The organism is Kineosporia corallincola, assembly GCF_018499875.1.
In the GTDB taxonomy this organism is placed as follows: Bacteria; Actinomycetota; Actinomycetes; order Actinomycetales; family Kineosporiaceae; genus Kineosporia; species Kineosporia corallincola.
The window spans coordinates 411907-426023 of sequence record NZ_JAHBAY010000003.1 but is presented as its reverse complement, the minus strand read 5'-3'; the positions used below and the strand labels follow the sequence as shown (position 1 = coordinate 426023).

10 protein-coding genes and 7 tRNA genes are annotated in these 14117 nt (G+C 68.2%); 8 read left to right on the top strand and 9 right to left on the bottom strand.

Features of this window, described 5'->3' with window-relative positions:
• The first annotated feature begins 33 nt into the window (after positions 1–33).
• The 3 genes from KIH74_RS09205 (at position 34) to KIH74_RS09195 (ending at position 5006) form a co-directional block, all read left to right on the top strand.
• Entirely contained in the window at positions 34–2499 is a 2466-nt protein-coding gene (locus KIH74_RS09205; RefSeq protein ID WP_214155384.1) for a pectinesterase family protein, read from the top strand.
• Positions 2500–2734: 235 nt separating this feature from the next.
• A complete protein-coding gene (locus KIH74_RS09200; protein WP_372492028.1) occupies positions 2735–3865 on the top strand; it encodes an SPFH domain-containing protein in 1131 nt (376 codons plus the stop codon).
• Positions 3866–3914: 49 nt separating this feature from the next.
• Entirely contained in the window at positions 3915–5006 is a 1092-nt protein-coding gene (locus KIH74_RS09195; protein ID WP_214155382.1) for a TFIIB-type zinc ribbon-containing protein, read from the top strand.
• Between the two features lie 22 nt (positions 5007–5028).
• On the opposite strand, the gene KIH74_RS09190 is transcribed toward KIH74_RS09195, so the two are convergent.
• From KIH74_RS09190 to KIH74_RS09175, 4 genes are all read right to left on the bottom strand, one after another.
• Positions 5029–5814 (bottom strand): L,D-transpeptidase family protein, encoded by a 786-nt coding sequence (locus KIH74_RS09190; RefSeq protein WP_214155381.1) that lies wholly within the window; start codon positions 5812–5814, stop codon positions 5029–5031.
• Between the two features lie 216 nt (positions 5815–6030).
• Positions 6031–6105 (bottom strand) — tRNA-Val (locus KIH74_RS09185).
• Positions 6106–6123: 18 nt separating this feature from the next.
• Positions 6124–6197: transfer RNA gene (locus KIH74_RS09180), tRNA-Cys, on the bottom strand.
• Positions 6198–6217: 20 nt separating this feature from the next.
• Positions 6218–6290: transfer RNA gene (locus KIH74_RS09175), tRNA-Gly, on the bottom strand.
• Between the two features lie 469 nt (positions 6291–6759).
• Between KIH74_RS09175 and KIH74_RS09170 the strand changes: the two genes are divergently transcribed.
• Complete coding sequence (locus KIH74_RS09170; RefSeq protein WP_214155380.1) at positions 6760–7548, top strand: DsbA family protein; 789 nt, start codon at positions 6760–6762, stop codon at positions 7546–7548.
• Positions 7549–7596: 48 nt separating this feature from the next.
• A complete protein-coding gene (locus KIH74_RS09165) occupies positions 7597–8145 on the top strand; it encodes a PHP domain-containing protein (RefSeq protein ID WP_214155379.1) in 549 nt (182 codons plus the stop codon).
• Positions 8146–8318: 173 nt separating this feature from the next.
• Here KIH74_RS09165 and KIH74_RS09160 read toward each other — a convergent pair.
• From KIH74_RS09160 to KIH74_RS09145, 4 genes are all read right to left on the bottom strand, one after another.
• Positions 8319–8393 (bottom strand) — tRNA-Val (locus KIH74_RS09160).
• A gap of 18 nt (positions 8394–8411) precedes the next feature.
• A tRNA-Cys gene (locus KIH74_RS09155) sits at positions 8412–8485 on the bottom strand.
• Between the two features lie 19 nt (positions 8486–8504).
• Positions 8505–8577 (bottom strand) — tRNA-Gly (locus KIH74_RS09150).
• Between the two features lie 371 nt (positions 8578–8948).
• A complete protein-coding gene (locus KIH74_RS09145; protein ID WP_214155378.1) occupies positions 8949–9359 on the bottom strand; it encodes an SsgA family sporulation/cell division regulator in 411 nt (136 codons plus the stop codon).
• Positions 9360–9587: 228 nt separating this feature from the next.
• On the opposite strand from KIH74_RS09145, the gene KIH74_RS09140 reads away from it, so the two are divergent.
• The 3 genes from KIH74_RS09140 to KIH74_RS09130 all read left to right on the top strand — a co-directional run bounded on the left by KIH74_RS09140 (position 9588) and on the right by KIH74_RS09130 (position 12975).
• Positions 9588–10085, top strand: a complete 498-nt coding sequence (locus KIH74_RS09140) for a TIGR02611 family protein (protein WP_214155377.1) — start codon at positions 9588–9590, stop codon at positions 10083–10085.
• A 151-nt stretch (positions 10086–10236) separates the two neighbouring features.
• Positions 10237–10308 (top strand) — tRNA-Val (locus KIH74_RS09135).
• A gap of 174 nt (positions 10309–10482) precedes the next feature.
• On the top strand, positions 10483–12975 hold the full coding sequence (locus KIH74_RS09130) for an AAA family ATPase (RefSeq protein ID WP_214155376.1): 2493 nt from the start codon (positions 10483–10485) through the stop codon (positions 12973–12975).
• Here KIH74_RS09130 and KIH74_RS38460 read toward each other — a convergent pair.
• A complete protein-coding gene (locus KIH74_RS38460) occupies positions 12972–14111 on the bottom strand; it encodes a D-alanine--D-alanine ligase family protein (protein WP_214155375.1) in 1140 nt (379 codons plus the stop codon). The two genes, KIH74_RS09130 and KIH74_RS38460, sit on opposite strands and share 4 nt — an antisense overlap.
• Positions 14112–14117: the final 6 nt, after the last annotated feature.

Here is a 14117-nt window from a genome sequence, read left to right as displayed (position 1 = left end):
GGCCGGCCTACCCGCGAGAGGACATTCCCTGTCATGCCCGCAACCCTGATGCGTCTACCCGGGCGGCTGCGCAAGCGGCACACGGCCCTGACCGTGGGGCTGGTGGCGGTCGCCGTCGCCGGCATCACCGCCACGCAGATCCTGCCCTCGAACGCCGCGAACCCCACGGCCGGAAGCACGTACGAGCTGGTCAACGCGAAGAGCACGATGTGCGTGGACGTGCCGGGCGCCTCCACCGCGAGCGGCACCAAGCTCCAGCAGTGGGGGTGCACCGACGACACCTGGCAGCAGTTCAAGCTGGTCGACAAGGGCTCCGGCCAGTACTGGCTCCAGAACGCCAAGAGCTCGATGTGCGTCGACGTGCCGAGCGGTTCCACGAGCACGAACGTGCAGTTGCAGCAGTGGGGTTGCTCGGCCGGTCAGGCCAACCAATTGTGGACGACGAAGAGCAGCGGTGACGGGCACCAGCTGGTGAACGTGGGCTCCGGCCTGTGCATCAGCACCAAGGACGGCTCCACCGCCTCCGGCGCCGCGATCGTGCAGGACACCTGCACCGCGAACAACCGCATGCAGTGGACGCTGAAGACCGCCGGCTCCAGCACCCCGGTGACCACGACCACCACCTCGTCGTCCTCGGGTTCTGGTTCGTCCACCGCGATGGTGAACCCGGACGGCAGCGGCAGGTACAAGACCGTGCAGGCCGCGATCGACGCCGTCGGCGAGGGCAACAAGAGCCGCGTCACGATCACCGTCGCGCCGGGCACCTACCGCGAGATCGTCACGATCCCGAAGACGAAGCCGTACATCTCGCTGGTCGGCACCGGTTCGGCCGCCAAGGACACGGTGATCGTCAACAACCACTCCGCGGGCGAGTACGGAACCAGCGGCAGTGCCAGCGTGTTCGTCTACGGCGCCGACTTCGCCGCCTCCAACCTGACCTTCTCCAACGACCTGGACGAGAGCACCGTGACCAGCGGGGCCCAGGCCGTGGCCCTGAAGGTGGACGCCGACCGCGCCTACTTCACCAACGTGCGGGTGCTCGGCGACCAGGACACGCTGCTGATCAACTCGGGCCGCTCGTACTTCACCGGCTCCTACGTCGAGGGCACCGTCGACTTCATCTTCGGCGGCGGCACGGCCGTGTTCGACGCCTCGCAGATCTACGAGAAGCGTTCCACAGGCGGCCCGATCACCGCGGCCAAGACCGATGCCTCGCAGACCTACGGTTTCCTGATCAACAAGTCCACCATCACCGGTGCGACGAACAACACCGTGCAGTTCGGCCGCCCGTGGGGCCCGGACGGCCAGGTCGTCGTCCGTGAGTCGACCCTGTCGGCGGGGATCAAGACGGCCGAGCCGTGGACCGACATGTCCGGGAACACCTGGGAGAACGCGCGCTTCTCGGAGTACCGGAACACCGGTGCCGGCGCCACGACCAACAGCAACCGCCCGCAGCTGAGCTCCACCGAGGCCGCGAACTACACCCCGGCCAAGTACCTGGCCGGGTCGGACAGCTGGAACCCGATCAGCACGCCGGTGATCACCACGACGACGGCCGCCGCCAGTACGTCGGCTGCCGCCACCACCACCTCCGCCGGCCGTACCTGGTCGAACACCGCCGACGGCTTCGCCTCCACCGACGGCGGCACCACGGGTGGCGCGGCCGGCCAGACCGTCACCGTGAAGACCTACGACGACCTGGTGAAATACGCCACGTCCTCCTCGGCCTACGTGGTGAAGATCGCCGCCACGATCAAGGTGCCGACCTACGGCTACGAGATCCCGGTCACCTCGAACAAGACCCTGATCGGCGTCGGCACCAGCGGGAAGATCCTGAACGGCGGGATCACCCTGAAGGCCGGTGTGAGCAACGTGATCATCCGGAACCTGACCATCGGTGACACCGCGATGGCCGAGGACGACCCGGACGACAAGGATTACGACTACGACGGCATCCAGATGGACACCGCGAACCACGTCTGGATCGACCACAACACGTTCACGAACATCAACGACGGCTACATCGACAGCCGCAAGGACACGACCAACCTGACCGTGTCGTGGAACGTGCTGGCCGACCACAACAAGACGTTCGGCATCGGCTGGACCGACAACGTGACGTCGAAGATCACGATCCACCACAACTGGATCCACGACACGAACCAGCGCAACCCCAGCGTGGACAACGTGGCGTACGCCCACCTGTACAACAACTACCTGGCCAACATCACCTCGTACGGCAACAACGCCCGCGGGAAGACGAAGATGGTGGTGGAGAACAGCTACTTCGACAACGTGAAGAACCCGTACTACGCGGGTGACTCCACCGCCTCGGTCAGCCAGAGCGGCAGCGTGGTGGTCAACAGCAGCGGCAAGACGCAGACCACCGGCACCACGTTCAAGCCGTCGGACTTCTACAGCTACACGCTGGACAAGGCCGCCGACGTGCCCTCGCTGGTGAAGACCTACGCCGGGCCGCAGGCGAACATCGGCTCGTAGCCTCCCGCCCCACCCGCTCGCCCGGGCGTCCTCGAACCGAGGACGTCCGGGCGTCGTCGTTCGACTGGTGCCCCTGCCCGGTGGCCCTTGTCCGGTGGAACTGCCCGGTGCAACGTCTCGGGCGGGTCTGCCGTCTGTGCAGAGCACGACCCCCCGAACAGAGGGGGTCCCTGCACTCAGCCAGGGCGGTTACGATCGCGCCCGGCCAGAGGCAGCTACAGAGCCAGGAGGCATGGTGGGCTTGTTCGACAAGATCCGCGGCGAGCTGATCGACATCATCGAGTGGCTCGACGACACCCGGGACACGATGGTGTACCGGTTCCCGCGGTATCAGAACGAGATCAAGATGGGCGCGAAGCTCGTGGTGCGCGAGTCGCAGACCGCGGTCTTCGTCAACGAGGGCACGATCGCCGACGTGTTCCCGCCCGGCACCTACACCCTCCAGACCCAGAACATGCCGGTGCTGAGCACCCTGAAGGGCTGGAAGTACGGCTTCAACTCGCCGTTCAAGGCCGAGGTCTACTTCGTCAGCACCCGCCAGTTCACCGAGCTGAAGTGGGGCACGCAGAACCCGATCATGCTGCGCGACAGCGACTTCGGCATGGTGCGGGTGCGGGCCTTCGGCGCGTTCTCGGCCCGCGTCAGTGACCCGGGCACCTTCCTCAAGGAACTGGTCGGCACCGACGGGCTGTTCAAGACCGACGAGGTCAAGGAGTACCTACGGCAGCTGATCGTCGGCCGTCTCGCCGGCGCCCTGGCGCACGCCCAGGTGGCCGTGCTCGACCTGGCGGCCAACCAGGAGGCCATCGCGGCGCGCCTGGCCGGCACGCTGACCGAGGAACTGGCCCCGAGCGGGATCGCGATCCCCAAGTTCATCATCGAGAACGTCTCGCTCCCGCCCGAGGTCGAGCAGGCGATGGACAAGCGCACCCAGATGGGTGTGCTCGGTGACCTGAACAAGTACACGCAGTTCCAGACCGCGAACGCGATCGAGAACGCCTCGAACAACCCCGGTGGTGCGGGGGACGCCCTGGGTGTCGGTCTGGGGGTCGGGCTCGGTCAGCAGGCCGCGGCGGCGATGTACCAGCAGCCCGCCGCCCCGGCTGCTCCCGCCGCCCCGGCTGCTCCCGCCGCTCCTGCCGGGCCGCCGCCGCTGCCGGCCGCGGCGCAGTGGTACATCGCGGTGAACGGCCAGCAGAGTGGACCGCTCGACGAGGCGGGACTGGCGGCGAGCGTCGCGGCCGGCCAGCTGTCCGGCACCACCCTGGTGTGGCGGGCCGGGATGGGCGAGTGGACGCACGCGTCCTCCGTTCCCGAGATCTCCCGCCTGCTCTCGCAGGGACCGCCGCCGCTGCCCCCGCAGTAGCACCCAGCCCACCACCGGTCAGCAGGCCAGACACACGAGCAGGTCAGGGATGACGGAGCAGTACACCCAGCAGCAGTACCCGTGCGCGTCGTGCGGCGCCCGGCTCACCTTCGCCCCGGGCACCACCGCCCTGAAGTGCCCGTACTGCGGGTTCGAGCAGCAGGTGGACCAGGCGCCGGACCGCGAGATCCGGGAGCACTCGTTCGACGCCTGGATGGCCGAGGCGCAGCAGAAGCCGGTCACCCAGATCGCGGCGCACACGGTCACCTGCACCGGGTGCGGTGCCCGCACCGAGACCGACCACCTCTCCGACGCCTGCCCGTTCTGCGGCGCGGCGATCGTGGTGGAGGCGCACGCCGACCTGATGATCACGCCCGAGGCGGTGCTGCCGTTCGCCATCACCTCGGACCAGGCGATGGACATGTTCCAGGACTGGGTGCGCAGCCGCTGGTTCGCGCCGAACACCCTGAAGACGCTCGCCGCCCGCGAGGGGATCAAGGGCACCTACCTGCCCTACTGGACGTACGACAGCGACACGATCACGATGTATCACGGTCAGCGGGGTGACTACTACTGGGACACCGAGACCTACACCGACTCCGAGGGCAAGGAGCAGGAGCGGCAGGTCCGGCGGATCCGCTGGTATCCGGCATACGGCCGGGTGGAGCGGGTTTTCGACGACATCCTGGTCTCCGCGGTGAAGCGGCTGCCCGTCGACAAGGTGGACAAGCTGGAGCCGTGGGACCTGCCCGCGGCCGTGCCGTACCAGCCGGAGTACCTGGCCGGCTACCAGACGCTGCGCTACGAGACCGAGCCGCCGGAGGGCCTGGAGCGGTTCAAGCAGATCGCCCGGGACCGGATCGAGGACGACTGCCGCGACGACATCGGCGGTGACCAGCAGCGGGTGCACTCGATGGACACCGAGTGGAACGCGGTGACGTTCAAGCTGATGCTGCTGCCCGTGTGGCTGGCCGCCTACCGGTTCGACAACCAGGTGTGGCGGGTGATGATCAACGCCCGCACCGGCGAGGTGATCGGCGACCGCCCCTACAGCGCGGTGAAGATCGCCGCGGCGGTGGTGGCCGCGCTGTTGCTGATCGCGGCCGCGGTGCTGGCGTACACGCTGCTCCAGGGCCGGTGACCGGCGCCCGCGTCGGACGGTCTCAGTAGACCCAGACGCGGGTGCCGATCGGCATCTTGTTGCTGTTCCAGATCCAGTTGATGGCCGTGTTGCTGAGCCGGGCGCAGCCGTGGGACGCCGCGTAGGGCGGCACGCTGTTCGATCCGTGCACGGCGATGCCGCCGTTGAAGTACTTCGGCCGGTACAGCACACCGAGCGGGGCGTGCCGGTAGCCGTCGATCTGGCGGAACACCCGGAAGTGCCCGCTCGGGGTGCTGGCGATGTGCGTGCTGCCCTGGCTGACGTAGCTGCGGCCGGTGCCGGTGGACGTGTTCAGGGTGTAGGTCACCCGGCCGTCGTTGACGATCTTCAGCACCTGGCGCTTCTTGTCGATCTCGATCACATGGCCCGTGGTGCTGCGGGCCTTCGGCCGCACGCCCCGGTCCAGGGCCCGCCACACCTTGGGCCCGACGACGCCGTCGCGCTTGAGCCCGGCCACCTTCTTCAGGGCGAACACGGCCTGTTCGGTGAGCCCGCCGAACTCACCGTCGGCCGCGCCGCCGGTCCAGTAACCCAGTGCGTTGAGCCGTTTCTGGAGGGTGCGGACGGCCTGGCCCGACGATCCCCGCCGCAGGGTGGGGCGGGCGGCGCTCGCCGCTGCCACCGGGGCGGCCGAGACGGGGGAAGCCGTGTGAGGGGTTGCCGACGGGGCTGCCGGCAGGGCTGCGGCCTGGGCGCCGGCTGGGCCGGTGACGACGAGGGCCGCGCCCAGCACGGCCGACGCCGTCAGAGAGGGGATGGTTCTGGGGACCGTGAACGTACGCCTCATGTCAGCTCCCACCGCAGCCGCACCGACCGATATGTACGAGATTACGTCTTTGTCGGCTTCGGCGTGAGGTGGTCCTGGGAGGGGGTGCCGTGACTTCGACGGGTCATGCCGCCAATTGCGGTTCGTGACAACGTGTTCCGTGGTGGAACCGCTACAAAACACGAAATCCCGAAGCCGGGGCTTCGGGATTTACTGATCTCTGCTGGGCAGAGGATATGGTGGGCGATACTGGGATTGAACCAGTGACCTCTTCCGTGTCAAGGAAGCGCTCTCCCACTGAGCTAATCGCCCTCATGCACGTGAAGGTGCTGGAGGTGGAGACGGGATTTGAACCCGTGTACACGGATTTGCAGTCCGTTGCCTCGCCTCTCGGCCACTCCACCGCGAGGCTGGTGGGCCTCCGAGCGGACGACGGGATTCGAACCCGCGACCCTCACCTTGGCAAGGTGATGCTCTACCAACTGAGCCACGTCCGCATGCTTCCTCACGTTTCGTTCCGGGCCTTTCGGTCCGTCCCGTTCCGTTCGGTGCCCCATAAACTTAGCAGAAGTTCAGGGCCCTTCTGACCACCGCCGTGCCGGGTGCACGGCCTGCGAGCGTCGTCCCGGTCCCGTGCACATCTGGCGGCCCTGACTCCGGTGGCCAGGGCTTCCAGCGTGAGCCGGCCGGGACGGGGTGGCCCTTCTCCTCTTTGACACCACCCTGCGGGCGACGGTGGTGTCAAAAACCAGAAGCATCTCCCTGTGCTCCCGCTGCGTGGCGCGAGGACCGGGCCGGCGGCGCTGCGTCGTAGGGGCGTTTCCAGTATTTCGTCAGGCAACTCATAGTTCTTCCACAGCCTGCGCGCGTAGCTTGTGGCCGGGAACGGGCCCTGGCCGTCCGCGCGCCCGGAAATCCTCGTCCCGCAGCGCACTTCAGCGCATTCGACGCAGGAGGAAGACCAGCATGGTGAGCGGCAAGGCGTCACGTGAGGCGCGCCGGGAGAAGATCGCCGAGGCCCGTCTGCGGGTGGCCCGTCAGGAGGCCACGCGCAAGGCCGTCCGGGTGGGCAGCCTGGTGATCGTCCTGGTCGTGGCCGTCATGGCCGGCCTGGTGTTCTGGCAGGAACACGACAGCGGCCAAGAGGCCGCCGCGGCCACCACCGCCACCCCGGCCAACCTCGGCCTGGACAATTCGGTCGTGGACGGCGACGACAGCGCCGCCGTCAAGGTCGTGATCTACGAGGACTTCCAGTGTGCCGACTGCGCCGCCTTCGAGTCCGCCACGCGTGACCAGCTCGCCGACTGGGTGAAGGACGGCGACGTGCAGGTGCAGTACCGGCCCGTGGCCCTGCTCGACGACAAGTCCACCGACGACTACTCCACCCGAGCCCTGAACGCCCTGGGCGCGGTGGTGAACGCGGACGCCGACGCCGCTCTCGAGTTCCAGCAGCTGCTGCTCGACAACCAGCCGGACGAGGGTGGGGCCGGTCTGACGGACGACCAGCTCGTCGACTACGCCGTGCAGGCCGGGGCCGACGAGGACATCGTGCGCACCGCGGTGGAGGGCAGGACCTACCAGGACTGGACCGCCCAGGTCACCCAGGACGCGTCGACGGCCGACGTGACCACGACGCCGACCGTCCTGGTGAACGGCACCGCCCTGGACGACGTCACCAAAAAGGCCCTGAAGAGCGCCGTGACCGACGCACTGGCCGTGGCCGCCGCGACCGACACCACCGTCAGCGAGAAGTGATGCCCGCGGGGATGGACAAGGGCGTGTGACGCCTGGCGCACTGGTCGGATGGAGCTACCCGCTGACGGGCACGTGCACAGCCAGTGGTCGTGGGACGCTCGGCTGGTCGGTGACATGGACGCCACCTGCGCCCGGGCCGTCGCGCTCGGGCTGCCGGCCGTCGTGTTCACCGAGCATGTCGACCTCACCCCCTTCCGCCCGGCGGCGGACGTGATGCGCGACTACCTGGCCGAGATCCCCCGGATGGTCGCCGGGTCAGGGGTTTTCACCGCGCTGGCCCACATCGACTACCCGGTGCGCAGTTGGCCGGCCGATGCCGGGCCGTTCCGTCCGGAGGACTTCGAGCCGGAGTTCCGGCAGGCGCTCGCCGCCCTGGCCGACGGAGAACGGGCGCTGGAGATCAACACCCGGCTGCCCCTGCATCCGCTGATCCTGCGCCGGTGGGTGGAGGAGGGCGGCAGGACGGTGACGTTCGGCAGCGACGCCCACCGGCCGGACGCCGTGGGTGACGGCCTGGGCGGGGCCGGCCGACTCGCCCGGGACATGGGCTTCGCGCCCGGTGGACGGCCGGCGGGGGAGTGGACGCTGGTCCGCTGAGGTGGTCAAACTGCTTGCAGGGCCGCCGGTCCGGCGGCGAGGCGGGCATTACGACCTACGAACCGGTCCCAGTAGCCGGGCCTCCGGGCCGGGTGTTCTCGTAAAGCCTTGCAAAACACGAAATCCCGAAGCCGGAGCTTCGGGATTCATGGGCCTCTGCTCAGCAGAGAAGATGGTGGGCGATACTGGGATTGAACCAGTGACCTCTTCCGTGTCAAGGAAGCGCTCTCCCACTGAGCTAATCGCCCTCATGCACGTGAAGGTGCTGGAGGTGGAGACGGGATTTGAACCCGTGTACACGGATTTGCAGTCCGTTGCCTCGCCTCTCGGCCACTCCACCGAGACTTGCTGAACTTCAGAGCGGACGACGAGATTCGAACTCGCGACCCTCACCTTGGCAAGGTGATGCTCTACCAACTGAGCCACGTCCGCTTGCTTCCGTCTGGTGCGGTTCGGCCTTTCGGGCCGCCCCGTTCCGTTCGGTGCATGAGTAAGTTATCCGACCGGCAACCCAGAAGTCCAACCGGCTCCATCCAGAGGTCGGACGAGCCCTGAACGGTCTCTTCGTCGTCCTCTGTTCTGGCCCTCCCCGGAGCGATCCGGCGCCCCCAACGGGGGAGGGGTCGCCGGATCGCTGGCCGGGATGCGGATCACGTCAGCGCGGATCAACGTTCATTGGGGTGGGGAACCCGAAGGAACTGTGGAGCGGGGAGGCGCGGATGCTGGGTGATTCAGGGGTGCCAGGTGGAGCACTGCGTTCTACCGAGGTGCTTCCGAGGGGTGGATCGGGTGAATCAGGTGGATCAGGTCAGCAGCCGGGCCACGGCGGCGTCGAGATCCAGGTAGAGGCTCTCCTCGCCGTCCGGCACCACGGCGGCGGTGCGGTCGAGGAAGGTGCGGACGTCGTCCGCGCTCGCCTCCAGAACGGCCTGACCGTCCGGGGAGGTCAGGCTGATCATGACCAGTTCACGGCCGGTGCCCCAGGAGGGCCAGACATGAACGTCACCGTCGCCGATCGGCGTGGTGAGGCCGGTGCGGAGCAGGTCGCGGGCGAAGACCCACTCGACCTCCATGCCGTCACCGGAGAACACGGCCCGGACTGCATACGGGTCGGACGCGCCGTACCGCAGGCTGACCGGAAGGGGCACGGCATCGGCGTCTGCGACCACAAGACGCAGCTGAACGGACGCCTCAACGTCTACTTGCGGCTGCATCGATCTCCCTCATCTTCGCCCCGGTGGATTAGCGGAACTCTCGGTCACGCGTCACCGTTTCGGGGGGCACACAGGTGGCTTACAGCGGCATCTTTCCCTGCCTGGGGCCAACTGAAACCCGCCAACCGAGTGGTGATCTCAATCAGTGTTCGTCGATCTTGATACGACGGGGTGCTTTGCTCACCCTCTGCGATCAGGGCTTTGTCTTACGTCAGGGGAATTGGACTCGTGAAGCAAACTGGTGACGGACCGGTGAAGCCGGCTCAGAAGTCTGACGAAGTCCGACATGACCAGCAAGAAGATGACGATGTGGAGCTTGATCCACGGGTCTGGGTGCGCCGGTTCAAGGCCTGGCGTGAGGCGCTGCGCCAACGACCCTCCACTAACCGTCTGTATCGACTGGTGGTTGGCCTGGTCGGCGGCGGGATTGTCGTCGGTGGCCTCGCCCTGGTCCCTCTTCCGGGACCGGGCTGGCTGATCGTCTTCCTCGGATTAGCCGTTCTGGCGACCGAATTCACCTGGGCTGACCGATTGGAGAAATTCGCCCGAAAGCAGGTGGGAGCCTGGACGAAGTGGCTCATGGCGCAGCCGATCTACGTTCGCGCCCTGGTCGGTCTGGCCACGGCCGCGCTCGTCGTCGCGATCTTCTGGGTGCTGTTCCGGGTCACGGGGGTGCCCGGCTGGATCCCCGACAACTGGATCCCGGCGTGGTCGGGGCTCGGCTAGCGACTGCCTGAGGACGACGAGGAGCCCGGGCCCGAGCGCCCCGGCTCCGGATTCCCGGCCGGCCTCGGGGGCCGATTGGGAAGATCGGGGGGTCGTTCGCTAGAGTTCTACTCGTTCGGGCCGCCGGGAACGGCCGGGCCGGACGAACTCCGGGCGATTAGCTCAGCGGTAGAGCACTGCCTTCACACGGCAGGGGTCACTGGTTCGAACCCAGTATCGCCCACCCGGAAGTTCGCGAAATGGGAGGCCAGACGGCCTCCCATTTTCGTTTTGGCGCGCAGTTCGGGTCGAGGTGCCGATCGTGCACGGATGTACCCGGAGAGCTATGAGGCCGAGGTGCCAGCGGTTAGATTGTTCTCTTCGCCGCGATTGCCCCCTCGATAACTAGGACGTATCAGTGCCGGATCTGTGGCAGCTGCTGAAACAGGACACCGTTCTCGACCAGGTCGCCCAGGGGCTGCGATCGGGCCAGGGCATGCAGCTGGTGACAGGTCCGCCGGGGGCGGGCAAGTCCCGGCTCGCCGTCGAGATCGGCCAGGCCTGGGAGGCCGCCGGCGGCGTCACGCTCGTGGCCCAGGGCGACCCGGGCCGCGGCGACTCGGCTCTCTACCCGTTCAACTATGCGATGGCCGGGTTGTCGAACCACTGGCGCACCACCGGTGCCCTGGCGCTGGGGGTGGGCCAGGCCGTGGAGTCGCTGCTGGGTACCTACGGCGTGATCACGCTGGCCGTCGGGGCCCTGGCGCAGCTTCCGCAGAAACGCCGCGAGCGCCGGTCCAGGTTTCTCGGTGAGCCCGCCCAGCAGGTGCTGAACCAGCTGGAGCAGAAGGGCCGGAGGAAGCCCCTACTGCTGATCGCCGACAACCTGCACTGGTGGGACGGCGAGTCCCTCGACCTGCTCCGCATGCTTCTGGGCCAGGAACTGCGCGCGACGATGCCGTTCCTCGGCCGCCTGCGGGTACTGGCCGTGGAGACGGTCGAGCCCTATCAGAGCGTGTCCCACCCCCGCGCCCACGAGAACCTGCTCGCCGGCGCGGACACCCGCACCTTCTCGCTGGAACGGGCGCCACGCGACAGGTTTCGCGAGATCCTCGTCGCCCTGGGGGCACCGGAGACGCTCGACCAGGGGGCCGCGGACGAGATCTACACCCTGTCCGGTGCGCACCTCGTGCTGGCCCAGCGGGCGGCGGAGTACATGGCGGGACGCGGGATCGACACCCTGCTGGCCACCGGGGACGCCGAGGACTTCCGGCGCGTCCTGCTGACGCAACGCGTGCACTCACTCGGCGGCCTGGGACGTGAGACCACGGCCCTGCTCCAGGTCGCCGCGACGCTGGGCCTGACGTTCCGGCAGGACGAGATCCTCTGCGCCTACGAGGGTCCGGAGTCCGAGACCCGGCGGCTGCTCCGGTCCTGCCGGGAGGAACGGGTCCTGGAGGTCGAGGACCAGACGTACCGGTTCGTGCACGACATCTTCCGTCAGTACTTCGGCAGCTCCGACGTCTCCGACAGCGTGACCGTGCACGAGCGCCTGGCCTCGTGCCTCAGGGTGCTGCGGGCGGCCGACTACGACGTGCGTTCCCTCAACGCCCTGGACGCGGAGCAGGTGACGGAGGCGGGCGTGCTGGCCGTCCAGGCCGCCCTCCAGCGGGACCGGGAGGGGGACGACTGGCGCACGGCCCTTCCGGCCAGGTCGCTGGCCGCCGTCCAGGACAGTGGCCTCACCACGGTTCTGGAACTCCTGGTGGATGCCCGGGCCGCCCTCACCCGGTACGACTTCACCGGCTGCCTGGACGTGCTCCGGCGGGTGCCGCACGGCCTGGCCCCGCCGCTGGCCGCCGAGACCGCCTACCTCCAGGCGATGTGCCTGATGTCGACCCGCAGCGAGACCGACCGGGAGGCCGGCCGGGCGTGCCTGCGTCCCTGGTCCGGGCTGGAGGACACGGAACCGGAACTCGGCCTGCGCCTGATGCGGCTGCTGCTCTACGGCCTGGCCATGATGCGTGACAAGACCGAGGCGCACGCCCTGGAACAGCGCATCAAGGCGACGCTCCAGTCCCGGGTGACCTTCGACGACTCCGCGGTCGACGACCTGTACACCCTCGACCGGATGTCGGGCAGCCTCGAGGTGCCGGACCGGGCCCTCGCCCGCAACCGTGAGGCCGCAAGGCATTTCGCCCCGAAACCCGGAACGACGACCGTGCGCCGGCCGCTGGAGTACTACCGCTGCCTGGTGAATCTGGGGGCGAACCTGATCGGCAACGCCGAGTACGCCGAGGCGGTGGAGGTCTGCGAACGCGCCACGGTGCTGGTGGAGGAGTTCGAGGAGGGGACGTTCCCGCGCACCGACTACCCGCTCTCGAACCGTCTGCTCGCCGAGTACCGCCTGGGCCTGGTCACCGCCAAGGAGGCGGTGGAGCGGCAACGGTCGGTCATCGCGGCGTACGGAAGCACGACGGACCCGTTCTACGCGCAGAACGCCCTGGCGGTCTACCTCGCCCTCGATGACGAGTTCGACGATTCGCTGGCACTTTTCGATGACCTCGATGCCCGTCTGCGCAACACCCGGCAGCGTCCGGAACCGAGCATGCGATACCTCATCGGGTCCAACCGGGCCGCAGCGAATTATCTTTCGGGCAACGTCCGGCAGGCGAGGGACGAATGGCATTCGCTCGGACCGCTGCTCGGCGAGATCGCCTACGCGGCCGTCTTCTACCTGGAACGCCGACATGAACTGCTCTCGGACGTCTTCACCGGCGGGGTGCCGATGACCGCGACCGAGTTCGACGAGTTTCTGCCCACCCACCGGGCCCAGGGCTTCGGCCCGGTGTGGAACCACTACGGCAGGGGATTCCGCATCCCGGAGGTGGAGTTCTGGCGGGAGAACTAGCCCAGCAGGCCCTCTGCGGCCAGGCTGGCGGCCAGGACGGCGCGCAGGAACTCCGGATGTCCCAGCCCGAGCGCCGACACGGAGGCGAAGGCCGAGCTGCCGCGACCGAGGCCGGGTGAGACCCCGACGTCGAACACGTACGCCGCACCGGAGGTGTCCACCCGGAAGTCGATGCGACCGAAGCCGCCGAGTTCCAGGCCCACGAAAGACTTTCGAGCCAGATCGCCGAGCCGCGCACCCAGCTCGTCGTCGGCGATCAGCCGGTAGGAGACGGCGCCGTGCGAGAGGTTGTCGTCGATCGTCATGACGGCGTCCGGGTCGCCGGGGGCCTTGGCCAGGACGGTCTCCACAGGAGGCGTCACCAGTAGCCCGGAGCCAGACGATTCCGGGCCGGCCGGCGTCAGCCCGGCCAGCACCGGGATGCAGATCTCCCGGCCGGCGATGAACTCCTGCACCGTCACCGCCTGGCCGATGTCCGCGGCGATCGCGGCCACCCGCCCGGTGCAGGTCTCGTCCACCTCGAAGACGGACTGCTCGGTCACTCCGACCGACCAGGACTCGTAGGTCGACTTCGTGATCACCTTCAGCCCGGCGGGTGGGACGATGTCACCGGCCCACCCCCGGTCGGCCCGGTAGTGCCAGGTGCAGGGGGTCGGGATCCCCAGCGCGTCCAGCACCGTCAGGTAGTGGAACTTGTGCCTGCCGAGGGCGCACGCGTAGGCGCTCGAGTTCGCGCAGACGATGCCGTACGAGTCGGCGAGCGCGGGGATCAGGGACTTGCGGCCCGGCCGGAAGGCGTCGTTCGCGATGGACCCCTCGATGCCGTTGTACACGATCTTGATCCGCCGGCCGATGGCGTCCACCGTTCCGTCGGCCAGAGCCCTGACGAACGGACGCTCGCCCTCGAACAGGCGCACATCGGCACCGATCGACGTGAAGGCTTCGACGGTCTGATGGAGCTGCTCGTCGGGCACGCACCGCTGCGCGAAGAAGGACCGCGCGAGCCCGGGACGCTCGGCCGCCCGGTCGGGACGGTCGTAGACCAGGAGGACGGAGAGATCGGGAGCGATCCGCTCCAGAGCCTCGTTCAGGGCCAGGAGCACGCGCCGCGGGTCGGCGGTGTCGGGCTCCGGCACTGATAG